Below are 25,135 nucleotides of genomic sequence, written 5' to 3' on the forward strand. Positions count from 1 at the left end.
GTCAAGTCTCTCTTACCGGCACGATGCGGATTCGGGGTGCCCCGGTAGGGGCGCGGGGAACTGCGCGACCAGCCACCTGCGGTCCGCAGACGGAAACGTATACAGGAGCGGTGTGCCGGGGCTTGAAGTTCGGCTGCGGGCCGACTCCGGTTGCTCGCGCCCACGCGGCGGAGCCGCAAATGCAACCGCCCCGCGCCCCTACCGGGGCACCCGGTGTCGCAGCGGCGGGGCCCGACACAATGACCGTCATGACGGTCAAAACCACACACCGCTTTCAGCCGGGCGCAACCGCCATCCGCCGGGACATTTTCCAGGGCCGGGTATGGACGGCCGCCCCCCGCCGGGTCCTGGCGGACACCGGCCGCACCCTCACCCTGGCCCACTGGCCCGGCGTGGAGGGGCTGGCCCCGACCACCTATATCGACTCCCTGAACATGGCCGACCGGGCGGCCCAGGAAGCCGCCCGCGACCGCGGCTTCGCCGATCTGGCCGCCGGCACCTGGGAGCTGGGCCGCTGGCAGTGGCGCAATACCACCGTGCTCAGCCGCTTCGAAGCCGGTGAGCACTTCAGCGTCCACCTCTTCTTCGACGCCGCCCACCGCCCCCTCCACTGGTACATCAACTTCGAACTTCCCTTTGTCCGTACCGCCTTTGGCATCGACACCCGGGATCTGCTGCTGGACCTGGTCGTGGAACCGGACCTGTCCGCGCACACCTGGAAGGACGAGGACGAGTACGCCCAGGGGCGGCGGCTCGGCATCATCGACGACGCCGAGCACACCCGTATCGAGTCGGCCCGTGAACGCGCCCTCGCGTTGCTGTCGGAGCGTCAAACTGCCTATTTCGAAGGTTGGTTGAACTGGAAACCGGAATCCGGATGGCCGTTGCCGGAATTGCCGTCGTTCAGCGAGATGTGAGGGAGTCCCGCCGCAAGGGGCCCAATTTGGCGTGGTTAAAAGGCGTTTAACGGATACGCAAGTGCGTTGCGTATGTCACACCTGGCCATGGGTGTTGAAGTGGGCGTGTCAATCCTGAAAGGGTTCTGAACCACCCGGAGGCGGATCTTCCGCTGTGCCGGGTGTTGTTGCGCACCGCGCACCCCCCCACACAACCGCACGAGGAGGCAACCTCGTTATGGCAACGCACAAGCGCGCCGGCAAGAACCGACGGCTGATGCTGGCGATATCCGCCGCCACGGCCGTCACCGCCGGAGCCACTCTGCTGGCTCTGCCCGCCGACGCCTCGCCGTCCAAGGAAGGCACCGTCTATGAGGCGGACACCAAGGGTGCCATCGACGGCAGTTACATAGTGATGCTGAAGGACGGCCCCGCCGCCCGCTCCGTCTCCGCCGAGAGCAAGAGCCTCGCCGAGCGCTATGGCGGCAAGCTCAACCGCACTTACAACTCGGCCGTGCACGGCTTCTCCGCCAGCGGCCTGGACCGGGCCGACGCCAAGCGGCTGGCCGCCGACCCGGCCGTGGCCAAGGTCGTCCAGAACCACCGCTTCAGCATCAACGCCACCCAGGAGGCCCCACCCTCCTGGGGGCTTGACCGCATCGACCAGGCCGAGACCAAGGGCGACGGCAAGTACAACTACCCGGACAGCGCGGGCGAGGGCGTGACCGCCTACGTCATCGACACCGGTATCCGCATCAGCCACAAGGACTTCGGCGGCCGCGCCTCCTATGGCTTCAACGCCGTGGACAACAACGACAACGCGGACGACGGCAATGGCCATGGCACCCATGTCGCGGGCACCATCGCCGGAAGCGCCCATGGTGTCGCCAAGAAGGCCAAGGTGGTGGCCGTCAGAGTGCTCAACGCCCAGGGCCAGGGCTCCACCGAGCAGGTGGTCGCCGGAATCGACTGGGTCATCAAGAACCACAAGGGCCCCTCGGTCGCCAATATGAGCCTTGGCGGCGGCAAGGACGAGGCCCTGGACGCGGCGGTGAGCAAGGCCATCGCCTCGGGTGTCACCTTCGCGGTGGCGGCGGGCAATGAGTCCACCGACGCGGGCGAGAGTTCCCCGGCCCGGGTGAAGGAGGCGATCACCGTCGCCGCCAGCACCAAGGACGACCAGCAGGCCGAGTACTCCAACTACGGCAGTGTGGTGGACCTTTACGCGCCCGGTACGGACATCACCTCCGACTGGAACGACAGCGACTCCGGTACCAAGACCATCTCCGGTACCTCGATGGCCACCCCGCATGTGACCGGCGCCGCCGCGATCTACCTCGCCGAGCACAAGGACGCCACCCCCGCCCAGGTGGAGTCGGCCCTGGTCGCCGCCGCCACCCCGGACAAGATCTCCAACCCGGGTGCGGGCACGCCCAACAGGCTGCTGAGGATCACCACCAAGTAACCGGGTCCGCCCGGTAGCCGGGAATTCCCTTGGCCGGCCGTCGTGTCCCACCCCCACGGGACACGACGGCCGGCCATCCGCCGTCTCAGCCGCCGAAGTCCGCCGCATGGTCCTGCGCCCACTGCGCGAACGAGCGTGCCGGATGCCCCGTCAACTCCCGCACCTCATCGGTGATTTCCTGCTCCCGCCCGTCACTGTCCCGCCACAGCCCCAGCAGGGCGTCGGCCAGCGGGCCGGGTATGTACTGGGCCATCTCCCGCTTCCACTCCTCCGGGGACACCCGCTGCACCGTGACCGGCCGTCCCGCCGCCCGCCCGACCCGCTCCACCTGCTCCCGGAAGGTCAGTGACTCGGGCCCGGTGAGGACATGCGCCCCGCCCGCCTTGTCCGGCTCGGTGAGCACGGCCAGCGCGGCCTCGGCGAGGTCCCGCTCATGAATGGGGTCGGCATGTGCCTCGGGGTAGGGCAGCCGGATCACTCCACCGGAGCGGACGGCATGCGCCCAGCCCAGTGCGTTGGTGGCGAAGTGCCCGGGACGCAGCACGGTCGAGGTGACCGAGGCGGCGGCCAGCGCCTGCTCCACCCGCCAGTGCGGCCCGGCGATGGGATGGTCGGCGGCATGGGGCGCCAGCACGGAGGACGAGGAGAGCAGCACGATATGCGCCACCCCCGCCTTGGCGGCCGCCGCCAGAAAGGCGTCGATATGCTCCGGCTCCGCATAGAGGAACACCGCCCGCACACCCTCCAGCGCGGCGGCGAAGGTACCGGGATCGGCCAGCGAACAGCTCACCGCCTCGAGGCCCGCGGGGAGTTGCAGTTCCTCCGGCGCCTTGGAGGCGGCCCTTACCGGCAGCCCCCGTGCGTGCAGCAGCTCGATGAGCGTACGTCCCACGCGTCCGCGTGCTCCGGTGACCAGGGTCGTCATGGTGATGTGCTCGCCTTCCGTAAAATTGCCCGATGACGCGGATGGTGCGTCGCGAAGAGATTGTGTCGCGCAAAGATCACGTCACGCAAGGGATATATCTCTGACGATGGTCGAGGGGCGCGAGAGCGTGGAGGGCGAACGGTGCCGGAACGGGCAGAGCTGCTGAAGCGAATCAATGACGAGAGCCGGCGGCACTATGCCGTGTACACCCTGTTCAACCAGGCCATGGCCTGTCATCTGGGGCTGCATCCCACGGATTTGCAGTGCCTGAGCCTGCTGGAGATGGAGGACGGCCCGCTGAGCACCGGCGAGATCGCCCGTCTCACCGGCCTCACGCCCGGCTCCGCCACCCGCCTGGTGGACCGCCTGGAGAAGGCAGGCTTCGCCGAGCGCCGCGCCGACCCGGAGGACCGCCGGCGCACCCTGGTCGTCCTGGCCGAAGGGGCGGTGGCTCGGGTCGGCGCGGCCTGGAACGGCCCGGGCTCGGCGTTCCGGGACGTCCTGACGGGCTATACGGACGAGCAGTTGGCGGTCATCGGGGACTATCTCGTCCGTACGTCGGCGGTCGGCCGCGAACAGGCCGACCGCCTGCGGGGTTCCGGCTCCGCTACTGCTGAGCTCTGAACAGGCCGCCCAGCAGCGGGAGTCCCTCCAGCACATTGGTGAGCGGGCTCAGCGCCCCGTTCCGCTGCTGCGGCTCCTCCTCCTCGCCCTCGGCGGGCTGCGGCACGGCCTGGCCCTCCGAGGCGTTCGCCTCCGGCCCGGACTTCTCCTGAACGGCCTTCTCCGGGGCCTTCACCCCCGGCGCGGGCGCCACCGGCCCCCGCGCCGCCGGAGCCTTGGCCTCCGGTGCTTTCGCCTCCGGCGCCTTCGCCTCCGGTGCCTTCAGCAGATCGGTCCGCGGCAGATCGGTGTGCGCCGAGAAGTCCAGGGCCTCCGGCACGATCGGCCGCTCGGCGGGCGCCTCGGCCGCCGCCGCGCAGGGGGCGACGGCGGCGATCGACAGAGCGGCGGCCAAGGGGGCGACCACGGTGCGCAGACGCATGGGTGTTCTCCTTCACGACAGATGGCAGGTTTCGCAAGGAGAACGAAACGGGATAGTCCGGGTCACCGGCCGCATAAGGGATCGATGGCTCGGCGTTCGATCCGGCGCCGGGCGTACCTCGGCCACGGTCCCTGTCGGACCGGCCACTTACTCTCTCCCCAGTGCCGATGTTCTGACGATCCTGACGATCGACGAGGAGTCACCACGGCCCCTGGACATGGCCGCGCTCTTTCCCGAATTCGCACCGGCACCGTCCGACCGGCCGTACGCCTATCGCCACGACTGCTCATAGCGGCATCCGCACCCGCACGCGCACACCACCTCACCACCCGGCCGCGGCCAACAACATCTCCGCCAATTCACCCGGTTGGGAGAACATCGGCCAGTGGCCGGTGTCCATCTCGACCAGCCGCCACTGCCTGCTGGTGAGCAACCTGGCCACGTCCTCACCCGGCTCCGCGCCGGCGAGCAGGCAGAGCACATACGTCCCCGGAAGCTCCCCGAGCGATCGCGCCAGCACCGCGGGCTCGGTCAGCGTGGCACCCGGATGCGGTGTCGATCCGGCCACGATCCGAGCGATCTGCTCATCCCCGAGCCCCTGCCCCGCGTAGTGAGCCGCGCCCACCACCGGCCAGAACCCTCCGTGCTCCGCGATCGAGCCCCTCACCACCGCCCCGCCGTCCGGCCAGGCCGAGAGGAACGACTGGCCGCAATCGTGGCACCACCTCGTCCCACGCCCACGCTCCCAGCCGGGCACCCGCGACAAGCACGTAATTGGCCATGCCCGCACTGTAATTGGGCGTCATTGGCCACCGCTCCCATTAAATCGCCGCCGCGTACTCGCGCTCGGAGTCGGGAATCCGTTGCCCAATGGCCTGGTGGAGCAAAGGTTTTCCGCCGCTGAGTGCGGCTTGGTCGTAGCGCTGCCAGGCCAGGGTGGCGAGTTCGGGGGCCGGGCCCAGGACGTTGGCCAGTACATCTGCCCCGGCGGCCATGGCACCCTCGGCGATGCGGTCGGGGAGGCGGCCGGGGGCCAGGACATAGGGGGCCACGGCGACTTGGCGGGCGCCCGTGGCGCGCAGGGTGCGTACCGCGTCCTCGGTGCGGGGGGTGGAGGCGGAGGCGAACGCGGGTCGCACGGCGCACCAGCCGGTGTGCCGCCACTCCCGCGCGATTGCTGCGATCACCGCGATCGCCTCCGGGTCGGAGGAGCCCGCCGAGGCCAGCACAATGCCGGTCGAGGGGCGGTCGCCGGGGTGCAGCCCGGCTTCGGTGAGCCGCCGTTCGAGGGCAGCGGTGAGGAGGGGGGAGGGGCCCAGGACGGGGGCCTGGTGGACGGTCAGGCGGGGGAGGTGGGCGGTGGCCGTGCGGAGGACGGCGGGGAGGTCGGCCTTGGCGTGGAAGGCGTGGGTGAGCAGGAGGGGGAGGGCGACCACTTCGCGGGTGCCGGTGGCGGCCAGGCGGCCCAGGGCGCGGGGGACGCTGGGCGGGCTGAAGTCCAGGAAGGCGAGGTCCACTTGGGTGTCGGGGCGGCGGGCCGCGATGGCTCTGCGCAGGGCGGTCATGGTGGCGGCGTGGCGGGGGTCGCGGCTGCCGTGGGCGATCAGCAGCAGGGGGGTCATGAGGCCAGGCCCCGGGTGCGCAGCACCCGGCGTTCCAGCGGGGTGAAGATCAGCAGGTCGATGGCGATGCCGATGAGCAGGATGAGGATGATGCCGAGGAGTACGCCCGGCATATCGGAGTCGGTGCGGGCGTTTTCCAGGTATTGGCCCAGCCCCAGGCCCAAGTCGGGGGAGGAGGCAATGAGTTCGGCGGCCATCAGGGAGCGCCAGGAGAAGGCCCAGCCCTGTTTGAGGCCGGCCAGATAGCCGGGCAGGGCGGCGGGGAGGAGGATATGCCGGGTGCCGCGCAGGCCGGTGGCGCCCAGGGTGTGGCCGGCCCGCAGATAGAGCGGGGGCACCTGGTCGATGCCGGAGACCAGGCCATTGGCGATGGAGGGCACCGCGCCCAGCAGGATCACCGCGTACATGGCGGAGTCGGTGATGCCCAGCCAGATGACGGCGGCGGGGACCCAGGCCACCGAGGGGAGGGATTGCAGGCCGGAGAGGATGGGGCCGAGGGCGGCGCGGATGACGGGGACGCGGGCCACCAGCAGGCCCAGCGGGGTGCCGATGGCCAGGGCGGCCAGAAAGCCCAGCAGGCCACGGGAGACGCTGGTCCAGATGATGTCGAACAGGGTCCCGTTGAGCCAGAGTTGGCGCAGGCTGTGCCAGACCGCGGTGGGGTCGGGGAGCTTGTAGTCGTCGGTGATCCGGGCCAGGACCAGGAGCTTCCAGACGGCCAGGATGAGGGCGACGGCGGTGATGGGGGGCAGCGCCTTGTGGAGGAGGAGGCGGCGGAGGGGGGTGCGTGGGGGCGGGGCGCTGTCGAGCGCGTCCAGCCCGGCCTCCAGGCCCGCGATGTCCCCGGCGGAGTCCGGTTCGGTCGGGTTTGACCCAGTCGGGTTTGGCCCGGTTGTGTTCGGGACGGTCGCGTTCGGGGCGGTGGTGTGCGGCGCGGGCGCGTCCGGGGCGGCCGCATCCGGCCCGGCGGTGCCCGGGGCTGGGATACCAGGGACAGCGGCGTCCGGGGCAGCCGCATCCCGCTCGGCCGCATCCTGCCCGGCGGCCTCAGTGCTTGCCATGGCGGCGGATCTCCCTCCGCAGTTCCTCGGTGATCTCCACGGACAGGTCGGCGACCGCCGGGTCCTCGATGCGGCGCGGCTGCGGGATGTCCACCGTCCACTCCCGGGCCACCCGGCCGGGCCGGGAGGAGAGCAGCACCACCCGCTGCCCCAGCCGTACCGCCTCGCGCACGTTATGGGTGACAAAGAGGACGGAGAGGGAGGTACGGGACCAGACGCGGGTCAGTTCCTCGTGCAGGACATCGCGGGTGATGGCATCCAGGGCGGCGAAGGGCTCGTCCATCAGCAGGAGTTGGCTGTCCTGGGCCAGGGCGCGGGCGAGGGCGACGCGCTGACGCATACCGCCGGAGAGCTCATGGACGCGCTTGCGGTACGCCCCGCCGAGCCGTACCAGCTCCAGCAGCCGCTCGGCCTCCGGCCGGCGGTCCGGCCTGGGCACGCCCCGCAGGCGCAGGGCGAGTTCGATGTTCTTGCCCGCGCTCAGCCAGGGGAACAGGGCGTGTTCCTGGAACATCAGCGCCGGGCGGGTGCCGCCCAGCTCGATCCGGCCGCTGGTGGGCCGGTCCAGCCCGGCCACCAGGCCGAGCAGGGTGGACTTGCCGCAGCCGGAGGCGCCGAGCAGGCAGACGAACTCTCCCGGCCGGATCCGGAGGTTGATGTCCTCCAGTACGGGGCGGGCGGGGCCGGAGCCCGCAGAGCCGAAGCTCTTGTGGATGTGCTCGATACGGACGGCGGCCGGGAGGCCGGACGCCACGGCCGTCCGCTCGTGCCGGTCAGTGGTGGTCGTCGGGGGCATCCGGAACCTCCTGAAGGGGAGCGCCAGCACTGCTGCCATCACTGCCTGCCGAGCTTCGCGGCGGAAACCGGCGTCCTGCCCTGGGACTTGAGCACCTTGTTGAGCAGGGTGAGGTCATAGATACCGGAGAGATCGGGCTTGTCCAGCAGCCCCGCGGCGACCGCGTGGGCCGCCTCGGTGTCCAGGGTGGCGGCCAGCGGGTCATCGGTGACCTGGATGCTCCGCCAGGCGGGATCGAGGACTTCGGGGGGCAGGGCCTTGCCGGTGAGCCGCTCGAGGGCGGTGTTGGCGGCGTTTTCGGCCGGGCCGGGGTTGGCCCTGATCCAGGCGTTGGTCTTCACCGAGCCACGCAGTACGGCCTCCACCACATCGGGGTGGGCGGCCAGGAACTTCCGGGACACCACCACATTGGTGATCACGAACTTGCCGTCCGGCCATAGCGCGGACTCGTCCAGCAGCACCTTGCCGCCCTCGGCCACCAGCTTGGCAGCGGTGGGTTCGGGCACCCAGGCGCCGTCCACCGAGTGGGACTTAAACGCGTCGGGGGTGATTTTGTTGTCGATGCGGAGGACGGAGACCTCACCCTTGCCGGACTGGGGATCGGTCCGCCAGCCGCGCTGGGCCAGCCAGTTGAGGAAGGCCACGTCCTGGGTGTTGCCCTTCTGCGGGGTGGCGATCCGTTTGCCCTTCACCTCGTCCAGGGAGTGGATCCTCTTGGGGTCCACCACCAGCTTGACGCCGCCGGAGGCCGAGCCGGAGACGATCCGCAGGCTCTCGCCCTTGGACTTGGTGTAGCCATTGATGGCGGGGGAGGGGCCGATCCAGCCGATGTCGATGGATCCGGCGTTGAGCGCCTCGATCTCGGCGGGCCCGGCGTTGAAGGTGCTGGACTTCAGGACGGTGCCGCCCAGTTCCCGCTGGATGATGCCCTGTTGGTCGCCGACCAGCGCGGTGGCGTGGGTGAGGTTGGGGAAGTAGCCGATGCGCACCGTGGCGGCGGAGAGCTTGGTGCCATGGGCCACCACGGCGGCCTTGCCGGTGTCCTTCTGGGAGCCGTAGCCGCAGGCCGTTGGCCCCGTCAGCAGCAGGGCGGTGAGGGCGGCGGCGCGCAGGGAGGTCCGGCGCATATCAGAAGTCCCAGCCGTGGTCCGTGTCCGGCCGCCCGGCCGCGCCGGAGCCGAAGGCCGTGCCCGCCATGCCCGCGGTGAGGGTGGTGCCATCGGCGGGGTCGATCAGCAGAAAGGAGCCGGTGCGGCGGTTGTCGCGGTAGTCGTCCAGGGCCAGCGGTTCGGCGGTGCGCAGCAGCACTTGGCCGATGTCATTGGCCTGGAGCCCGTCGCCGACCGGGAGTTGGGCGAGGCCGGCGAGGTCGAGCCGGGAGGGCAGGGCCTTGACGATGGCCTTGACGGTGCGGGTGGTGTGCTTGAGCAGCACCCGGTCGCCGGCCCGCAGCGGCCGGTCGGCCAGATGGCAGACGGTGGCCCGGACGTCCTGGGTGGGGGTGGGCGCGTCCTCGGCGGGGGCGATCAGGTCACCGCGTGAGATGTCCAGGTCGTCGGTGAGGCGGAGGGTGACCGACTGGGGCGCCCAGGCGGTCCGTACCGGCTCGCCCAGGGCGTCGATGGCGGCGATGGTGCTGGTACGGCCGGAGGGCAGCACCCGCACCCGGTCTCCGGTACGCAGCACTCCGGAGGCCAACTGGCCCGCGTAGCCACGGTAGTCGGGGTGGTCGGCGGTACGGGGCCGGATGACGTACTGGACGGGGAAGCGGGCCGGGTCGCCGGTGGGGTCCACGGCCACGGGTACGTTCTCCAGGTGCTCCAGCACCGTGGGGCCGCCGTACCAGTCCATATGCGCGGACGGGGTGACCACATTGTCCCCGGCGAGCGCGGAGACCGGGATGGCGGTGACCTCGGGGACGCCCAGCGAGGTGGCATAGCGGGTGAACTCCTCGGCGAGCGGGGCGAACACCTCCTCCGCATAGCCGACGAGGTCCATCTTGTTGACGGCCAGGACGAGATGGGGGACGCGCAGCAGGGCGGCGACCGCGGCATGCCGGCGGGTCTGTTCCACGATGCCGTTGCGGGCGTCGAGGAGGACCACGGCCAGTTCGGCGGTGGAGGCGCCGGTGACCATATTGCGGGTGTACTGCACATGCCCGGGGGTGTCGGCCAGGATGAAGCGGCGGTGTGCGGTGGCGAAGTAGCGGTAGGCCACGTCGATGGTGATGCCCTGTTCGCGTTCGGCGCGCAGCCCGTCGGTGAGCAGGGCCAGGTCGGGGGCGTCATGGCCACGGTCGCGGGAGGCGTGCTCCACGGCCTCCAGCTGGTCGGCGAGCAGCGACTTGGAGTCATGGAGCAGCCGGCCGACCAGGGTGGACTTGCCGTCGTCCACGGAACCGGCGGTGGCGAAGCGCAGCAGCGAGGTGGCGGTCGTGGTGGTGCTCATGGTGTTCGCGGAGCTGATGGTGCTCATGGTCAGAAGTACCCTTCGCGCTTGCGGTCCTCCATGGCGGCCTCGGACAGCTTGTCGTCGGCCCTGGTCGCGCCCCGTTCGGTGAGCCGGGAGGCGGCGATCTCGGCGATCACCTGCTCCACGGTGGCCGCCTCGGAGTCCACCGCTCCGGTGCAGGACATATCGCCGACGGTGCGGTAGCGCACCATCCGCCGTTGCAGCGGCTCGTGTTCGCGGGGGCCGCCCCAGGCGCCGGGGGCCAGCCACATGCCGTCGCGGGCGAAGACCTCGCGCTCATGGGCGAAGTAGATCGCGGGCAGTTCGATCTTCTCCCGGGCGATGTACTGCCAGACATCCAGCTCGGTCCAGTTGGACAGGGGGAAGACCCGGACATGTTCGCCGGGCGCATGGCGGCCGTTGTACAGCTGCCACAGCTCCGGGCGCTGGCGGCGGGGGTCCCAGGCGCCGAACTCATCGCGCAGCGAGAACACCCGCTCCTTGGCGCGGGCCTTCTCCTCGTCCCGGCGGCCGCCGCCGAAGACCGCGTCGAAGCGGTGGCGTTCGATGGCGTCCAGCAGCGGCAGGGTCTGCAAGGGGTTGCGGGTGCCGTCGGGCCGTTCGCGCAGCCGGCCGTCGTCGATGAACTCCTGGACGGAGGCGATATGCAGGCGCAGCCCGTACTCCAGCACGGTGCGGTCCCGGTAGCCCAGCACCTCGGGGAAGTTGTGCCCGGTGTCCACATGCAGCAGCGGGAAGGGCAGGGCGGCCGGGGCGAATGCCTTACGGGCCAGGTGGAGCATGACGATGGAGTCCTTGCCGCCGGAGAACAGCAGCACCGGGCGCTCCAGTTCCCCCGCCACCTCGCGGAAGACATGCACCGCCTCGGATTCCAGGGCGTCCAGGTGGGAGAGGGTGTACGGGGCCTCGTTCACCGGTCCAGCACCCCCCGGCCGGCCAGGAGCCGGTAGACGGCCTCGGCCGACTGCGCCACGGACTGCTGATGGGCGGCGATCCGCAGATCGGGTGCGGCCGGTTCCTCATAGGGGTCGTCCACTCCGGTCAGGCCGGATATCTCGCCCGCGGCCTGGCGGGCGTAGAGGCCCTTGACGTCGCGTACCGAGCAGACTTCCACGGGGGTGGCCACATGCACCTCCAGAAATCCGGTGTCGCGCTGCTGATGGCGCTTGCGGACGGCCTCCCGGGAGTCGGCGTAGGGGGCGATCACCGGCACCAGGACGGTCACGCCATGCGCGGCGAGCAACTGGGCGACAAATCCGATGCGTTGCACATTGGTGTCGCGGTCGGCGCGGGTGAAGCCCAGGCCGGCGGAGAGGAATTCGCGGATCTCGTCGCCGTCCAGCACCTCCACCGGGCGCCCCTCGGCGCGCAGCCGGTCCGCCAGGGCGCGGGCGATTGTTGTCTTGCCCGCGCTCGGCAGGCCGGTGAGCCACACCGTGGCACCAGTCATCGGGCTACTCCCAGGGTTCGGGCGGTCAACCGGGGTTGGGTGGTCATACGGGTTCGGGCGGTCATCCGTGCAGGCCGCATTCGGTCTTGCCCCGGCCCGCCCAGCGGCCGGCCCGGGGGTCCTCGCCGGCCGTGGTACGGCGGGTGCAGGGGGCGCAGCCGATGGACGAATAGCCGTCCATCAGCAGCGGGTTGACGAGCACCTGGTGCTCGGCGATATAGGCGTCCACCTGGTCCTGGGTCCAGCGGGCGATCGGCGCGACCTTGACCTTGCCGCGCCGGGCGTCCCAGCCGACCACGGGGGTGTGGGCGCGGGTGGGGGACTCATCGCGGCGCAGCCCGGTGGCCCAGGCGTCGTAACCGGCCAGCCCCTCCTGGAGCGGACGGACCTTGCGCAGGGCGCAGCACAGGTCGGGGTCGCGGTCGTGCAGCCGGGGGCCATGGGCGGCGTCCTGTTCGGCGACGGTCTGGCGCGGGGTGAGGGTGATCACCCGTACGTCCAGCACGGCCGCCACGGCGTCGCGGGTGCCGATGGTCTCGGGGAAGTGGTAGCCGGTGTCCAGGAACACCACGTCCACGCCGGGGCGGACCCGGGAGGCGAGATGGGCGACCACGGCGTCCTCCATGGAGGAGGTGACACAGAAGCGGGAGCCGAAGGTGTCGGCGGCCCAGCGCAGGATGTCCGGCGCGGGGGCGTCCTCCAGTTCGCGGCCCGCCCGGACGGCCAGTTGCTCAAGTGCGTTCATCGCGGCGGCTCCTGGGGTGTGGTGCGGGCGAGCAGGCCGAGGAAGGAGAGCCGGAAGGCCCGGTTGCAGGCGGCGCATTCCCAGGCGCCATGGCCCTGTTCGCCGGGGCGCAGGTCCTCGTCCCCGCAGTAGGGGCAGTAGAAGGGGGCGGCGCGCTCGCTCACTGGAGATCCCCCTCGTCCGCGCGGGCCGCCCAGGCGGCGAACCGCTCGCCGTCCAGGCGCTGTTGGAGGTAGCGCCGCAGCAGGCGTTCCAGATAGTCCGGCAGCCCGGCCGAAGTGACCTTCAGGCCACGGACCTTGCGGCCGAAGCCGGGGGTCAGGCCCAGCGCACCGCCCAGGTGCACCTGGTAGCCCTCGACCTGGTTGCCGTGCTTGTCCAGGACCAGCTGGCCCTTGAGACCGATGTCCGCCACCTGGATACGGGCGCAGGCGTTGGGGCAGCCGTTGACATTGATGGTGAGGGGCTCGTCGAACTCCGGCAGGCGGCGCTCCAGTTCGTCGATGAGCGAGGCGCCGCGCGCCTTGGTCTCCACAATGGCCAGCTTGCAGAACTCGATGCCGGTGCAGGCCATGGTGCCGCGCCGGAAGGGGGAGGGGCTGACCCGCAGGTCCAGTGCCTCCAGCCCGGCCACCAGGGAGTCCACCTGCTCCTCGGCCACATCGAGCACGATCATCTTCTGCTCGGCGGTGGTGCGCAGGCGGCCGGAGCCATGGGCGGCGGCCAGTTCGGCGACCTTGGTCAGGGTGGCGCCGTCCACCCGGCCCACCCGGGGCGCGAAGCCGATGTAGTAGCGGCCGTCGCGCTGGCGGTGGACGCCCACATGGTCCCGCCAGCGCTCCACCGGCTGTCCGGGCGGCGGCCCGTCCGCCAGGGCGCGGCCCAGGTACTCCTGCTCGAGCACCCGGCGGAACTTCTCCGCGCCCCAGTCGGCGACCAGGAACTTCAGCCGGGCGCGGTTGCGCAGCCGCCGGTAGCCGTAGTCGCGGAAGATCCCGATGACCCCGGCGAACACATCCGGCACCTCGGACAGCGGGACCCAGGCGCCCAGCCGCACCCCGAGCCTGGGGTTGGTGGACAGCCCGCCGCCGGCCCAGAGGTCGAAGCCGGGGCCGAGCTCGGGGTGGCGTACGCCGACAAAGGCCACGTCATTGATCTCATGGGCCACGTCCAGCAGCGGTGAGCCCGAGATGGCGGTCTTGAACTTGCGGGGCAGGTTGGAGAATTGGGGGTTGCCGATAAAGCGGCGGTGGATCTCCTCGATGGCGGGGGTGCCGTCGATGATCTCGTCCTCGGCTATCCCGGCCACCGGGGACCCCAGGATCACCCGGGGAGTGTCACCGCAGGCTTCCGTGGTGGACAGGCCCACCGCCTCCAGCCGCCGCCAGATCTCCGGCACATCCTCGATCCGGATCCAGTGGTACTGGATGTTCTGCCGGTCGGTGATGTCCGCGGTGCCGCGGGCGAACTCCTGGGAGACCTCGCCGATCACCCTCAGCTGCTCGGTGGTCAGCCGGCCGCCGTCGATGCGCACCCGGAGCATAAAGAACTCGTCGTCCAGCTCCTCGGGGGCCAGCACCGCGGTCTTGCCGCCGTCGATGCCCGGCTTGCGCTGGGTGTACAGCCCCCACCAGCGCATCCGGCCGCGCAGATCGCTGGGGTCGATGGAGTGGAAGCCCGCCTTGGCATAGACCGTCTCAATGCGTGTCCGCACATTGAGACCGTCATCGTCCTTCTTGATCTGCTCATTGGAGTTCAGCGGGGTGAAGTGGCCAACGGCCCACTGGCCTTCGCCACGATGGCGGCCGGTCTTGCGCCCGGGCCGGGCGGTGGGGGAATCGGCGGTGGCAGCCATGGCGATCTGGTCCTTCTTCGGGTCCGGTCAAGGGCCTTGGGGCAGCGCGCGGCCATGCAAGGTCACCCCATGGATGACCTGCGGATATGCCAAATGCGCTGCCGGGCGCGGAAGGCCGGGGCGAGGCGAGGCGCGGGGAAGGGCCGCCGGTCCACGGCGATGGGGACGGCGGGCGGGAACGGCGGGGCTGAGGCTGTCAGCGCGCCGGACAGATGGCGCTGGACACGCGGACGAGATCGACGTGACGCCGACTCACCAAGGCAACTCCAGCTCGGGACATGACCGAAGCGTGGCATGGGGTGCTCCGGCCAGTCCACAGTTGTCCGTATGGTGAACGACTAAGTTTTGCAATATGAGACGGCTTACCGGTCCCGCTACCCGGCGGAGCCCTGGAAGGCGCCCGGCCATGGGCCGGGGGTGGGCGCCTGGGGCTCGTCCTCGGTCCTGATGTCGAAGACCTTGAAGCCGCGCCGCTCATAGTTGGCCAGGGCGTGCGGGCCGTCCTTGCTGCAGGTGTGCACCCAGACCCGGCGGGTGGGTGCCAACTCCGGCCAGCGCTCGGCCAGATCCCAGGCCCGGGCGGTGCCGAAGGACAGCAGCAGGCCCCCGAGACGGCGGCCGCGGAAGGCGGGCAGCAGCCCGAAGTAGGTGATTTCCACCGTCGCTTCGGGCTGGGCCTCCAACTCGATATAGCCGGCCGGGGTGCCGTGCTCATGGAGCACCCAGGTCTCCACCCCCGGCCGCCGCAGGAACTCCTGCCAGCGCGTGTATGTCCACGGCAGCCGGTCCGTCCAGTGCAGATCGCCGCCCACGGCGGTGTAGAGAAACCGGCTGAACTCCGGTGCGGGCACCTCGGCCCGGGCGATGGTGACCCCGTCCGGGGCACCGGGCCCGGCGGCCGGGGTGAACTCTTCCGGCGAGGTCATCTGCAACGACCATGTGGTCACGGCAATGGTCCTGTTACTCATGATCCTCACCCAATCACGCGGTTTCCCGGCGCCGCCCGGAACCTCCCCCACCGGCCCCGGCCGGCCGCCTGGCCTGCGGGCCGCCGGATGAACCGACCCCTTGGCGGCGGATACGGTTAGGCCGTGCAGGCAGCAAACGAACCACCCGGTCAAGGCACCGGCAGGCTCCACAGGGCACGCGCCCTGTACCGAAATGTCTCCAAACGCAGGCTGGCTTGGCTCCTGCTCAAGGACACGGTCAACTCATGCATGGAGTACCGGGTCACCGGACTCGCCGCCGAGGCCGCCTTCTTCACCCTGCTGTCACTGCCGCCACTGCTGCTGGCCCTGGTCGGCCTGCTCGGCTACCTCGACGACTGGTTCGGCACCCACACCATCACCGGCCTCCAGCAGAACATCATCAAGGCGTCCACGGCGGTGCTCTCCCAGAAGGGCGTCACCGAGATCACCCAGCCGCTGCTCAACGATGTGGAGAAGGGCAGCCGGCGGCTGGACATCGTCTCGCTGGGCTTTGTGATCGCCCTGTGGTCCGGCTCCCGGGCGGTCAATGTCTTTGTGGAGACCATCACCATCATGTACGGGCTGGAGGGCAAGCGCGGCATCGTACGCACCCGGCTGCTGGCCTTCCTGCTCTACATGGTGGCCCTGCTCATCGGCTCCCTGGTGCTGCCACTGCTGGTGGCCGGGCCCGAGACGGCGGTGACCATGGTGCCCTGGAGCGCCAATGTGATGTGGGTGCTGTACTGGCCGGTGGTCATCGGGCTGTCCATCGCCTTTCTGACCACCCTCTACCACGTCTCGGTGCCGGTCCGTTCGCCCTGGCAGGAGGACATTCCCGGGGCCTGGGTGGCGCTGGGGATGTGGGTGCTGGGCTCCTTCCTGCTGCGCGTCTACCTCACTCACACCATCGAGGGACCCACCATCTACGGCTCGCTGGCCGCGCCCATCGCGGTGCTGCTGTGGATCGGGGTCTCCGCCTTCGCGGTGCTGGTGGGGGCGGCGGTCAATGCCGCGATCGACCGGGTGTGGCCCTCGGTGGCCACCGCCGCCGCCCGCGCCGAGGTGGACCGGCGCAAGGAGGCGGTCGCCGCCCAGGCCGCGGCGGAACGGGCCGCGCTGGCCCTGGTCCATGAGCTGGAGGACGACCCCGCGGACCGCGAGCCGCCCTCCGAATTCCCCGAGCGCTGGGCCCAGTTCCTGCCCCCCGAGGACGTACGCTCGCGCATCCAGCCCGAGCGGCCACAGCCGCCGAAACGGGCCAAACACCGCAAGCGGTGAGCAGGCTGGGCGGCGGTGGCCCGCGCCGGGAAAACCGGTCGCGGGCCGCCGCCGCCCGCGCCTAGAGTCGCGCTCGCACGCACACCACCACAGGAGGTGAGAACGGGATGACTGCCGTTACCACGGGCGCCGCCCGCATTCACAAGCAGCAACTCTCACCCTCCCTCCTGAAGGATCACAGTGATCACCGAGCCGCATCCGCTCACCCCCTACGGCTGGGACGCATACTTCGCTGACCGCTTCGCGACCCACGCCGCGCCCTCCGTGTCCCCCGGCCGCATCGTCCGGGTGGACCGCGGCCGCTGCGATGTGGTCGTCGCCGACGGCCCGCGGCCACGCACCCTCCAGGCCGGCACCGCCCATGTCACCACCGGCGACCCGCTGAACATCATGTGCACCGGCGACTGGGCGGCCGTGGACCTGGCCGAGCTCCAGATCCGGGCCCTGCTGCCACGGCGGACCGCCTTCGTCCGCTCCACCTCCTCCAAGCGCTCCGAGGGCCAGGTGCTGGCCGCCAATGTGGACCGGGCGCTGATCGCGGTACCGCTCAGCGCCGACCTCGACCTTGGCCGCACCGAGCGCTTTCTCGCCCTGGCCTGGGAGTCCGGCGCGGAACCGGTCCTGGTGCTGACCAAGGCGGACCTGGTGGGGCCCCAGGTGCTGGAGCATCTGCTGGCCGACACCCGGGCCGTGGCGCCGGGCGCCCGGGTCCTCGCGGTCAGCGCCGAGACCGGCAGTGGCATCGGAGAGCTCGCCGCCGTGCTCGCCGGCGGCACCTGCGCCCTGCTGGGCGTCTCCGGCGCCGGCAAGTCCACCCTGGCCAATGCGCTGGCCGGTGCCGAGGCCCAGCAGGTACAGGCGATCCGGGACCGGGACGGCAAGGGCCGCCACACCACGACCACCCGCAACCTGCTGCTGATGCCGGGCGGGGGAGTGCTTATCGACACTCCCGGCCTGCGCGGCGTGGGGCTGTGGGACGCCCACTCCGGCGTCACCCGCACCTTTGCCGAGATCGAGGAACTCGCCGCCGGCTGCCGCTTCCACGACTGCGCGCACGAGAGCGAGCCCGGGTGCGCGGTACGGGCGGCGGTGTCCGACGGCGCCCTCGCCGAACGCCGCCTGGACAGCTACCGCAAGCTGCTCCGTGAGAACCGCCGCCTGGCCGCCCGCGCGGACGCGCGCTTGCGAGCGGAACTCCGCCGCGCCCGCAAACGCCACCAGTAACCCCCGAATTCCCCGAGCGCTGGGCCCGGTTCCTGTCGCCCGAAGACGCACGCTCGCGCATCCAGCCCGGGCGGCCACAGCCCCCGAAACGGGCCGAACACCGCAAGCAGTGAGCGCGCCGGGGGTGAGCGCGCCGGGCCGGTGGCCGTTCCCCGGTCCGGCGGCCGCCGCCCGGCACCGGGCCGGTGGCGGGTGAGCACGGTGCCGAGTGAGGGTCAGGATCGGGGCCAGCGGAAAGATCGCAACCGGTAGCGACCTGGTCAAACGCCTGGTGCGGGGCGCCGACTACGGCAACTCCGCGCGGGCGATGATGTTCGCGGTGGGCTGCATCCAGGCCCAGCGATGCCCTACCAATACCTGTCCCACCGGTGCCGCCACCCAGGACCCCTGGCGCGCCCGCGCGCTGGACGTCCGGGACAAGACGCCGCGCGTGCGGCGCTTCCAGGAAGCCACCGTGGCCGGTGCGTTGCAGATCATGGCCTCCATGGGGGTCACCGATCCCGCGCAGTTGCGCCCGCATATGCTCCGCCGGCGGGTCGGTCCCACCACCGACCGGTCCTACGCGGAGCGGTACGAGTGGCTGGAGCCCGGGCAGTTGCTCGCCGAGCCGCCCGCGGCCCGGGCGGCGGACTGGAAGGCCGCCGACCCGGATCGCTTCCAGGTGTGACGCGACCCGTGGGCCGGGCCGCGCAACCGGGAATGCGTGCGGGCGGACGGGGTAGGCAGACGCCTGCGCCGGTGAAACCGGCGCCCGGGCAAGGCTGACTGATTTGAGGGGCGCATGATGGCGACGATGACCGCGCGGGCCGCTGAGCGGATGGCGGACGTTCCGGAGATCGCGGATCCGTCCCGGATCGCGCCGAAGGACGCCCGGGAGCTGTCCAAGGTCTTCTTCGGTCAGTTGGCGGTGCTGGAGGAAGGGACGCCGGAGTACCAGTATGTGCGGAACACACTGATCGAGATGAATATGTCCCTGGTCCGGTTCGCCGCCGGCCGGTTCCGCAGCCGGGGCCCCGAGGAGATGGAGGACATCGTCCAGGTCGGCATGATCGGCATGATCAAGGCCATCGACCGGTTCGAGCTGTCCCGCGAGGTCGAGTTCACCACCCTGGCCGTGCCGTACATCGTGGGAGAGATCAAGCGGTTCTTCCGGGACACCTCGTGGGCGGTCCATGTGCCCCGGCGGCTGCAGGAGGCGCGGGTGCAACTGGCCCGTGCCAAGGAGGAGTTGAGCAGCCGGCTGGGCCGTATGCCGACGACCGCGGAGCTGGCCGAGTTGATGAGCCTGCCCGAGGAGGAGGTGGTGGAGGCCCAGTTGGCCTCCAACGGCTACCAGTCGGCTTCCCTGGACGCGGAGCTCAGCAGCAGTAAGGACGGAGAGGCCGCGCTGGCGGATTTCATCGGGGACGAGGATGCCGCCCTCGGCCTGGTGGAGGACTTCCACGCGCTGGCCCCGCTGATCGCCCAACTCGGCGAACGGGACCGCCGGATCATTCACTGGCGATTTGTCGAGGAACTCTCCCAGGCCCAGATCGCCGAGCGCCTGGGCGTCTCCCAGATGCATGTCTCCCGGCTGATCAGCCGGCTGCTGGCCGGCCTGCGCGAGGCCATGCTCAGCACCAACTGAGCGGGGGAGCCCGCCCCGCCGCAACGGGCGCCCGCCGCGGGAGCGGCGGAAGCGGGGCGCACGCCTGGGTGTCACCGGTGGGATGTCACCGTCGCGGTGTTCCGGCGAGTTCCAACGGTATTGGCACCCAGCGGTAGTTCATCCCGGTTCATGAACGGCTCGACTATCGTGTGGGACGGCGATTGCCGGTACGGCGGAACGCAGGGCTTCGGCGGTTCGAGGGTCAGGCCAGTGGGTACGCCGGGCATCGCGGGCTGGGAGATCCGGGGCCCGGGGCGGTGGGCAGGCACCAATCGGGGAGGTGGCGCATGTCGTGTGCGAACGAGGCCGGGCGCGGGGCGCCATCGGCCTCCCCGGGCGGGCTGTTCACCGGCGATCCCGAGGTCGGCGCGGATCTCCTCGCCGTGGACTGGCCGGCCACCCCGCTCGGCCCGCCGGAGGGCTGGCCGCAGAGCCTGCACACCGCCGTCAGCATTCTGCTCTCCTCCAGATTCCCCATGTGGATGGCCTGGGGCGAGGAGCTGACCTTCTTCTGCAACGCCGCCTACCGGCGGGACACACTGGGCCGGAAGTACCCCTGGGCACTGGGCCGTCCGGCGCGCGAGGTGTGGTCGGAGATCTGGGACGACATCGGCCCGCGCATCCGGACCGTCCTCAGCACCGGCCGGGCCACCTGGGACGAGGGCCTGCTGCTGTTCCTGGAGCGTTCCGGCTACACCGAGGAGACGTACCACACGTTCTCCTACAGCCCGCTCCGGGACGATGCCGGTGACATCGTGGGCATGCTGTGCGTGGTCAGCGAGGAGACCGAACGGGTCATCGGCGAGCGGCGGATGGCCACGCTCCGCGATCTCGGTTCCGACCCGAGCGTGATCCGTACCGAACAGGAGGTTCTGGCCTTCGCCGACCGGCAGCTGGACCGGAACCGGAAGGATCTGCCCTTCACCCTTACCTATCTGTTCGACGGGAGAACCGCTCGGCTCACCGGCGCGACCGGCATCGAACCGGGACACCGGGCCGCCCCGGCCGTCCTGTCGGCGGACGACCCCGGCGCGTTGTGGCCCGCCGCGGTCCCGGCCGGCGGGGAGGCGGTCGTCGTCCCGCTCGACGGGGCGGACTTCGCCGGGCTGCCCTGCGGCGACTGGTCCGAACCACCCGTGCGGGCACTCGTGGTCCCGCTGCTGCAGCAGGGCAGTGTGCCCTACGGTTTCCTCGTGGCGGCCCTCAACCGCTACCGGCTGCTGGACGACGGTTACCGCGGATTCGTCGAGCTGACGGCGGGACACATCGCCTCGGGGATCGGCAGTGCACGCAGCTATGAGGCGCAGCAGCGGAGGGCCGAGGAACTGGCCGAGCTGGACCGCGCCAAGACCGCCTTCTTCTCCAACATCAGCCATGAGTTCCGTACCCCGCTCACCCTGATCACCGGACCTCTGGAGGAGCTGCGCAACCGGTTCGCCGACCCGGACGACGAGGTGCGGCAGCAACTGGACGTCATCCACCGCAATGGGCTGCGGCTGGGCAAGCTGGTCAACACGCTGCTGGACTTCTCCCGCATCGAGGCCGGCCGCATGCAGGCCCGCTATGAACCGGTCGATCTGGCCGCGGTCACCGCCGAGTTGGCGAGCGTCTTCCGCTCGGCCGTGGAGAAGGCCGGACTCGTCTTCGACGTGGACTGCCCGCCGCTGGCCGAGCCGGTGTACATCGACCGCGGCATGTGGGAGAAGTCGGTTCTCAACCTGCTGAGCAACGCCCTGAAATTCACCTTCGACGGTTCGATCCGGGTGAGCGTGGGGGCGGCGGACGGGCACGCGGTGGTCTGTGTGGCCGACACCGGGACCGGGGTGCCGGAGGCGGAGGTGCCCCGGCTGTTCGAGCGTTTCCACCGCATCGAGAACGCCCGCTCCCGCTCGAACGAGGGCAGCGGCATCGGGCTGGCCCTGGTGCAGGAGCTGGTGGGTCTGCACGGCGGCTCGATCACGGCCGAGAGCAGCGAGGGCGTGGGGACGGCCTTCACCATCCGCCTGCCCTTCGGCAGCGCCCATCTGCCCGCCGAGTCCGTGGTGACGGAAGCGGGGAGCACCGCGGCTTCCGTCACGGCCGACCCGTATGTGGTGGAGGCCATGCGCTGGCTGCCCGGCGACGGCGGGCCGGGCGACGCCGTGGTGCGCGCCGAGACCGAGGTGACGGCGCGGGGCGCGAGTGACGCCCGGGCCCGGGTGCTGGTGGCCGACGACAATGCCGATATGCGGGAGTACCTCACCCGCATCCTCGCCGGGGCGGGCTACGAAGTCACCGCGGTCACCGACGGGGCGGAAGCCCTGCGGGCCGTTCGCCGGGAAGCCCCGGATCTCGTGGTCAGCGATGTGATGATGCCCCGGCTGAACGGGCTGGAACTGGTGTCGAGGCTGCGTGGTGACCGGCGCACGGCGTCGGTGCCCGTGCTGCTGCTGTCCGCCAGGGCCGGGCAGGAGGCGTCCATCGAGGGACTGGAGGCCGGTGCCGACGACTACCTGGTCAAGCCCTTCGCCGCGGCCGAGTTCCTGGCCCGGGTCCGCGCCAATGTCGAACTCGCCCGCCTGCGTACCCATCACGCCCGCTGGCGCAGCGCGCTCATCGACTCCCTCCAGGAGGCGTTCTTCGTCTGTGACGAGTCCGGGGCCGTGGTCGAGATCAACACGGCCTTCGCCGACATCCTCGGCTATGGCCCCGAGGGTCTGCCGTACCGGCCGACGCACCCCTGGTGGCCGGACGCCGCGACGGACCTGGAGGCGCACCGTCAGGTCAGCGATGCCTTCACCGGGTTCCTCGGCAGCGCACACGGCTCGTACACCGTCCCCGTGACCCACCGGGACGGCCACCGGGTATGGATCACCGCCACCTTCAACAAGGCCCGGGACCCCGATACCGGGCGTGAGGTGACGGTCGGCACCTTCCGCGACGTCACCGCCGAGCACTACGCCATCCAGCGCGAGTCGGCGCTGGCCGCACTGAGCACTTCCCTCTCCCGGGCCACCAGTCTGCCCGAGGCGCTGTCCGGCGCTCTCGGCCGGCTCAAGGGCCTGTGGCGGGCGCGAAGCGTGGTGGCCGCCGTATTCGGCCGGGGCGAGGTGCCCGCGGTGACGGCCACCGAGGCGGACCTGCGCTGGGAAGAGCTGCCCGCCGAGCGCCGGGAGACGCTCGCCGCCCTGCGCCATAAGGTTCCGCTCACCCCGGTCGCCCACCGCAGCGGTGCGGGAGTGCTCCTGGAGCACCCGGAGGGCCCGCTGGCCCTCTGGATCGACCTGGGAGAGAACCGGCCCTTCACCTCCGAGGACCAGCTGCTGTTGTCCCTGCTGGCCGGTCATCTCGCACAGGGACTGGTGCGGGCCCACCAGATCGACCAGCAGCGTGAGACGGCCATCGCCCTGCAGCGGGCCATCCTGGGTCCGGACCGACTCCCCGAGGGTTTCGCCGTCCGTTACGAGCCCGCCACCCCTCCGCTGGAGGTGGGCGGCGACTGGTACGACACGGTGGCGCTGCCCGACGGGCGGATCGGCATCGTCGTCGGTGACTGCGTCGGGCGGGGACTGGAGGCGGCGAGCGTAATGGGGCAGCTGCGCAGCGCGTGCCGCGCGCTGCTGTTGCAGGAGCCGGGCCCCGCACAGACGCTGATGGCCCTCGACCGGTTCGCCGCGGGCGTTCCCGGCGCCCTGTGCACCACCGTCTTCTGCGCCGTCCTGGACCCCGGCACGGGCCGGCTGACCTATGCCAGCGCGGGTCACCCGCCGGGGATCGTCGCGCAGTCCGACGGCACCACGCGGCTGCTGGACCAGGGGCGCTCGCTGCCGCTTGCGGTACGTCCGGGCAGGCAGCGTCCGGAAGGCCGGTGCACCCTGCCGCCGCGGTCCACGCTCCTGCTGTACAGCGACGGCCTCGTCGAACGCCGCCGACGCCCGCTCACGGCCGGGATCGACCAGGCCGCGGAGGCCCTGCAGGAGGGCCGCGGTGTGCCCCTCGACAACCTCGCCACCCAGGTGATGGCCCGGCTCGCGCCGCCGGAAGGGTACGACGACGATGTCGCTCTCCTGCTGTACCGCCACCCGGCGCCGCTGGAGGTGGCCTTCCCGGCCGAGTCGTCCCAGCTCGCACCGGTCCGCAAGGCACTGCGCGACTGGCTCGGCCAGTGCGCCCTCCCCCCGGACGCCCTGCAGAACGTTCTCGTCGCCGTCGGGGAGGCGTGCGCCAATGCCATCGAGCACGGACACCGGCACGCCCAGGGGGAACTTGTGCGGCTACGCGCCGAGGCGCTCGTTGACGACCTGCGCCTGACCGTCGCCGACAGTGGCCGCTGGAAGCCCCCGCAGCCCGAGCCCGGCGCCCACCGGGGGCGGGGAGTCGCGCTGATGACGGCGCTGATGGAGCACGTCACCATCAATCCCGGCCCGGGCGGCACCACCGTCCATATGCAGATGAGGATCGCCTGATGTCCACCTCTCTCACCCTTGCGCCCGGCCGGCACCCGGACGGAACACCACAGCTCACGGTCAGCGGCGAGATCGACATGAGCAATGCCGGCTCACTGGCCGAAGCCCTGCGGGCCGGTTCGGGTCCGCTGGTGCTGGACATGACGGCGGTGGAGTACCTGGACAGCGCCGGGCTGAGCGTGCTCTTCGCCCACGCGGACCGGCTCCGGCTGGTCACCACGCCGCTGCTGGAGCCCGTCCTGACCGTTTCGGGCCTCGCTGACCTGGTAACCGTCGAGTATCCGGAACCCGACCACGCGTCCGGGCCATGACCGGCCGTCCGGTGTTCTACGTTTCGGCCGGTCACCGCCGTCCGGACGGACAGAAACGCTCCGCCCTCGGCCCAGGCGTCCGACGCGCCCCGGACCGGACCGCCGGAGCCGCCACCCCCACCACCGCAGCATCAGAGCACCTCGGCCAGGAGTGATGACCGCGTGACCGACGACACCCTTGATATGACCGTGCGGTACCCCAGGGAACGCATCGCCATCGTCAGCGTCGCAGGAGATGTGGATCTGCACACGGGGTCCACGCTGCGCGGACGCGTCCTGTCCGTCGTTGACCGAGGTATTCCGCATATCGTGCTGGACCTGGCAGGAGTCGATTATGTGGACTCCACCGGGCTGAGCACCTTCATCGGACTCCTTCACTCGGCCTGCGAGGCGGACGGCTCGCTCAGCCTGGCGGCCGTTCCCGGCCGGCTGATGCGAATGTTGACCATGACCGGCATCTCCGAGCTGCTGCCCATCCACGACACGGTGGACGCGGCGTTGGCCGGCCGGACCGCCGACGGTTCTCCGGGCAGCCGCGGTGCCGGCCTGGGAACGTCCGCCTGACGCGCCGGCGGGGCCCGCCTGCGGCCTGACGCCCCGGCGGGGCCTGCCTGCGGCCGGGGGCCGCCGGAAACGGGCGTAAAACGGGCCTTCCCGAGGGGGAAGGCCCGTTTTACGCCGCTGAGGATGAGGTGACGTCAGGGCTTGAGTGCGTCCCTGACCTTCTCCTTGGCCTCCCGGAGGTCACCGGTGCTCTTCTCCGCCCGTCCCTCGGCGGCCATGCGGTCATTGCCCACAGCGTTTCCCAGGACCTTTTTGACCTTGCCCTTCGCCTGCTCGGTCTTCGCCCTTGCCTTCTCATTGGCAGTCATGGAACCCGCCTCCTCCTGCGCCCGTGTGCCGCTGTCGCGGTAACCCGCGCGTGCCCC

General features: G+C 70.9%; 24 protein-coding genes and 2 pseudogenes. 10 read left to right on the forward strand and 16 right to left on the reverse strand.

What is annotated here, in order from left to right:
- Positions 1-248 precede the first annotated feature (248 nt).
- Both CV755_RS06385 and CV755_RS06390 read left to right on the forward strand, forming a co-directional pair.
- Positions 249-917, forward strand: coding sequence for a ribonuclease FAU-1 family protein (locus CV755_RS06385; protein ID WP_109279178.1), 669 nt, complete (start codon positions 249-251; stop codon positions 915-917).
- Positions 918-1,134: 217 nt separating this feature from the next.
- A complete protein-coding gene (locus CV755_RS06390; protein WP_109279179.1) occupies positions 1,135-2,361 on the forward strand; it encodes a S8 family peptidase in 1,227 nt (408 codons plus the stop codon).
- Positions 2,362-2,446: 85 nt separating this feature from the next.
- Here the strand turns inward: CV755_RS06390 and CV755_RS06395 are convergent, their stop codons facing one another.
- A complete protein-coding gene (locus CV755_RS06395) occupies positions 2,447-3,286 on the reverse strand; it encodes an NmrA family NAD(P)-binding protein (protein WP_109279180.1) in 840 nt (279 codons plus the stop codon).
- Positions 3,287-3,427: 141 nt separating this feature from the next.
- Here CV755_RS06395 and CV755_RS06400 point away from each other — a divergent pair, with 141 nt between their 5' ends.
- Entirely contained in the window at positions 3,428-3,910 is a 483-nt protein-coding gene (locus tag CV755_RS06400) for a MarR family winged helix-turn-helix transcriptional regulator (protein WP_241561007.1), read from the forward strand.
- Here the strand turns inward: CV755_RS06400 and CV755_RS06405 are convergent.
- From CV755_RS06405 to CV755_RS06465, 14 genes and pseudogenes are all read right to left on the reverse strand, one after another.
- Positions 3,894-4,331, reverse strand: coding sequence for a hypothetical protein (locus tag CV755_RS06405; RefSeq protein ID WP_109279181.1), 438 nt, complete (start codon positions 4,329-4,331; stop codon positions 3,894-3,896). The two genes, CV755_RS06400 and CV755_RS06405, sit on opposite strands and share 17 nt — an antisense overlap.
- Positions 4,332-4,653: 322 nt before the next feature.
- A pseudogene (locus CV755_RS06410) lies at positions 4,654-5,040 on the reverse strand (alpha/beta hydrolase); the annotation flags it as partial.
- Positions 5,041-5,152: 112 nt separating this feature from the next.
- Positions 5,153-5,953 carry a sirohydrochlorin chelatase gene (locus tag CV755_RS06415; protein ID WP_109279182.1) on the reverse strand — a complete coding sequence of 267 codons (801 nt, stop codon included), beginning with the start codon at positions 5,951-5,953 and terminating at the stop codon, positions 5,153-5,155.
- Complete coding sequence (locus CV755_RS06420) at positions 5,950-7,014, reverse strand: ABC transporter permease (protein WP_241561008.1); 1,065 nt, start codon at positions 7,012-7,014, stop codon at positions 5,950-5,952. Before CV755_RS06420 ends, CV755_RS06415 begins: the two co-directional genes overlap by 4 nt.
- Positions 7,001-7,810, reverse strand: coding sequence for an ABC transporter ATP-binding protein (locus CV755_RS06425; RefSeq protein ID WP_109279183.1), 810 nt, complete (start codon positions 7,808-7,810; stop codon positions 7,001-7,003). The genes CV755_RS06420 and CV755_RS06425 overlap by 14 nt, the downstream gene beginning before the upstream one ends.
- Before the next feature lie 38 nt (positions 7,811-7,848).
- Positions 7,849-8,937: an aliphatic sulfonate ABC transporter substrate-binding protein gene (locus CV755_RS06430; protein ID WP_109279184.1), complete on the reverse strand. Its 1,089-nt coding sequence runs from the start codon at positions 8,935-8,937 to the stop codon at positions 7,849-7,851.
- Between the two features lies 1 nt (position 8,938).
- Positions 8,939-10,285: a sulfate adenylyltransferase subunit 1 gene (locus CV755_RS06435; RefSeq protein ID WP_422070506.1), complete on the reverse strand. Its 1,347-nt coding sequence runs from the start codon at positions 10,283-10,285 to the stop codon at positions 8,939-8,941.
- A gap of 2 nt (positions 10,286-10,287) precedes the next feature.
- A complete protein-coding gene (cysD, locus tag CV755_RS06440) occupies positions 10,288-11,196 on the reverse strand; it encodes a sulfate adenylyltransferase subunit CysD (protein WP_109279185.1) in 909 nt (302 codons plus the stop codon).
- Positions 11,193-11,732: an adenylyl-sulfate kinase gene (gene cysC, locus CV755_RS06445; protein WP_109279186.1), complete on the reverse strand. Its 540-nt coding sequence runs from the start codon at positions 11,730-11,732 to the stop codon at positions 11,193-11,195. Before cysC ends, cysD begins: the two co-directional genes overlap by 4 nt.
- A gap of 61 nt (positions 11,733-11,793) precedes the next feature.
- On the reverse strand, positions 11,794-12,477 hold the full coding sequence (locus tag CV755_RS06450) for a phosphoadenylyl-sulfate reductase (RefSeq protein WP_109279187.1): 684 nt from the start codon (positions 12,475-12,477) through the stop codon (positions 11,794-11,796).
- Positions 12,474-12,641: a hypothetical protein gene (locus tag CV755_RS35065; RefSeq protein WP_109279188.1), complete on the reverse strand. Its 168-nt coding sequence runs from the start codon at positions 12,639-12,641 to the stop codon at positions 12,474-12,476. The genes CV755_RS06450 and CV755_RS35065 overlap by 4 nt, the downstream gene beginning before the upstream one ends.
- The gene (locus tag CV755_RS06460; protein WP_109279189.1) at positions 12,638-14,332 is read right to left on the reverse strand and encodes a nitrite/sulfite reductase; all 1,695 of its coding nucleotides are present in this window, start codon (positions 14,330-14,332) and stop codon (positions 12,638-12,640) included. Before CV755_RS06460 ends, CV755_RS35065 begins: the two co-directional genes overlap by 4 nt.
- A 196-nt stretch (positions 14,333-14,528) precedes the next feature.
- On the reverse strand, positions 14,529-14,810 hold the full coding sequence (locus tag CV755_RS37080; protein ID WP_422070507.1) for a putative leader peptide: 282 nt from the start codon (positions 14,808-14,810) through the stop codon (positions 14,529-14,531).
- Positions 14,707-15,300, reverse strand: coding sequence for a GNAT family N-acetyltransferase (locus CV755_RS06465; protein WP_109279190.1), 594 nt, complete (start codon positions 15,298-15,300; stop codon positions 14,707-14,709). Before CV755_RS06465 ends, CV755_RS37080 begins: the two co-directional genes overlap by 104 nt.
- Before the next feature lie 123 nt (positions 15,301-15,423).
- On the opposite strand from CV755_RS06465, the gene CV755_RS06470 reads away from it, so the two are divergent.
- From CV755_RS06470 to CV755_RS06500, 7 genes and pseudogenes are all read left to right on the forward strand, one after another.
- The gene (locus tag CV755_RS06470) at positions 15,424-16,578 is read left to right on the forward strand and encodes a YihY/virulence factor BrkB family protein (protein WP_109279191.1); all 1,155 of its coding nucleotides are present in this window, start codon (positions 15,424-15,426) and stop codon (positions 16,576-16,578) included.
- A gap of 180 nt (positions 16,579-16,758) precedes the next feature.
- The gene (gene rsgA / locus CV755_RS06475) at positions 16,759-17,802 is read left to right on the forward strand and encodes a ribosome small subunit-dependent GTPase A (RefSeq protein ID WP_241561009.1); all 1,044 of its coding nucleotides are present in this window, start codon (positions 16,759-16,761) and stop codon (positions 17,800-17,802) included.
- 196 nt (positions 17,803-17,998) lie between these two features.
- Positions 17,999-18,469 (forward strand): annotated as a pseudogene (locus tag CV755_RS06480) (glutamate synthase-related protein); the annotation flags it as partial.
- Between the two features lie 117 nt (positions 18,470-18,586).
- Positions 18,587-19,429 carry an RNA polymerase sigma factor SigF gene (locus CV755_RS06485; RefSeq protein ID WP_422070508.1) on the forward strand — a complete coding sequence of 281 codons (843 nt, stop codon included), beginning with the start codon at positions 18,587-18,589 and terminating at the stop codon, positions 19,427-19,429.
- A gap of 308 nt (positions 19,430-19,737) precedes the next feature.
- Positions 19,738-23,895: a SpoIIE family protein phosphatase gene (locus tag CV755_RS06490; protein ID WP_109279194.1), complete on the forward strand. Its 4,158-nt coding sequence runs from the start codon at positions 19,738-19,740 to the stop codon at positions 23,893-23,895.
- Positions 23,895-24,206 (forward strand): STAS domain-containing protein, encoded by a 312-nt coding sequence (locus CV755_RS06495; protein WP_109279195.1) that lies wholly within the window; start codon positions 23,895-23,897, stop codon positions 24,204-24,206. Before CV755_RS06490 ends, CV755_RS06495 begins: the two co-directional genes overlap by 1 nt.
- Before the next feature lie 162 nt (positions 24,207-24,368).
- Positions 24,369-24,770, forward strand: a complete 402-nt coding sequence (locus CV755_RS06500) for an STAS domain-containing protein (RefSeq protein ID WP_241561011.1) — start codon at positions 24,369-24,371, stop codon at positions 24,768-24,770.
- 134 nt (positions 24,771-24,904) lie between these two features.
- Here the strand turns inward: CV755_RS06500 and CV755_RS06505 are convergent, their stop codons facing one another.
- Entirely contained in the window at positions 24,905-25,078 is a 174-nt protein-coding gene (locus CV755_RS06505) for a CsbD family protein (RefSeq protein WP_109279196.1), read from the reverse strand.
- Positions 25,079-25,135 lie beyond the last annotated feature (57 nt).

This window comes from Streptomyces orinoci, from assembly GCF_003121295.1.
GTDB lineage: Bacteria > Actinomycetota > Actinomycetes > Streptomycetales > Streptomycetaceae > Streptomyces > Streptomyces orinoci.

Excerpts from the sequence above, each read along its gene's own strand:
- CV755_RS06390 (WP_109279179.1), top strand. The coding sequence starts at position 1,135 with ATGGCAACGCACAAGCGCGCCGGCAAGAACCGACGGCTGATGCTGGCG.
- CV755_RS06505 (WP_109279196.1), bottom strand. The coding sequence starts at position 25,078 with ATGACTGCCAATGAGAAGGCAAGGGCGAAGACCGAGCAGGCGAAGGGC.
- CV755_RS06485 (WP_422070508.1), top strand. The coding sequence starts at position 18,587 with ATGGCGACGATGACCGCGCGGGCCGCTGAGCGGATGGCGGACGTTCCG.
- CV755_RS06495 (WP_109279195.1), top strand. The coding sequence starts at position 23,895 with ATGTCCACCTCTCTCACCCTTGCGCCCGGCCGGCACCCGGACGGAACA.
- CV755_RS06430 (WP_109279184.1), bottom strand. The coding sequence starts at position 8,937 with ATGCGCCGGACCTCCCTGCGCGCCGCCGCCCTCACCGCCCTGCTGCTG.
- CV755_RS06460 (WP_109279189.1), bottom strand. The coding sequence starts at position 14,332 with ATGGCTGCCACCGCCGATTCCCCCACCGCCCGGCCCGGGCGCAAGACC.
- CV755_RS06405 (WP_109279181.1), bottom strand. The coding sequence starts at position 4,331 with ATGCGTCTGCGCACCGTGGTCGCCCCCTTGGCCGCCGCTCTGTCGATC.
- CV755_RS06385 (WP_109279178.1), top strand. The coding sequence starts at position 249 with ATGACGGTCAAAACCACACACCGCTTTCAGCCGGGCGCAACCGCCATC.
- CV755_RS37080 (WP_422070507.1), bottom strand. The coding sequence starts at position 14,810 with ATGAGCGGCGCGGCTTCAAGGTCTTCGACATCAGGACCGAGGACGAGC.
- CV755_RS06425 (WP_109279183.1), bottom strand. The coding sequence starts at position 7,810 with ATGCCCCCGACGACCACCACTGACCGGCACGAGCGGACGGCCGTGGCG.
- CV755_RS06415 (WP_109279182.1), bottom strand. The coding sequence starts at position 5,953 with ATGACCCCCCTGCTGCTGATCGCCCACGGCAGCCGCGACCCCCGCCAC.
- CV755_RS06450 (WP_109279187.1), bottom strand. The coding sequence starts at position 12,477 with ATGAACGCACTTGAGCAACTGGCCGTCCGGGCGGGCCGCGAACTGGAG.
- CV755_RS06435 (WP_422070506.1), bottom strand. The coding sequence starts at position 10,285 with ATGAGCACCATCAGCTCCGCGAACACCATGAGCACCACCACGACCGCC.
- CV755_RS06490 (WP_109279194.1), top strand. The coding sequence starts at position 19,738 with ATGTCGTGTGCGAACGAGGCCGGGCGCGGGGCGCCATCGGCCTCCCCG.
- cysC (WP_109279186.1), bottom strand. The coding sequence starts at position 11,732 with ATGACTGGTGCCACGGTGTGGCTCACCGGCCTGCCGAGCGCGGGCAAG.
- CV755_RS06465 (WP_109279190.1), bottom strand. The coding sequence starts at position 15,300 with ATGAGTAACAGGACCATTGCCGTGACCACATGGTCGTTGCAGATGACC.
- CV755_RS06420 (WP_241561008.1), bottom strand. The coding sequence starts at position 7,014 with ATGGCAAGCACTGAGGCCGCCGGGCAGGATGCGGCCGAGCGGGATGCG.
- CV755_RS06395 (WP_109279180.1), bottom strand. The coding sequence starts at position 3,286 with ATGACGACCCTGGTCACCGGAGCACGCGGACGCGTGGGACGTACGCTC.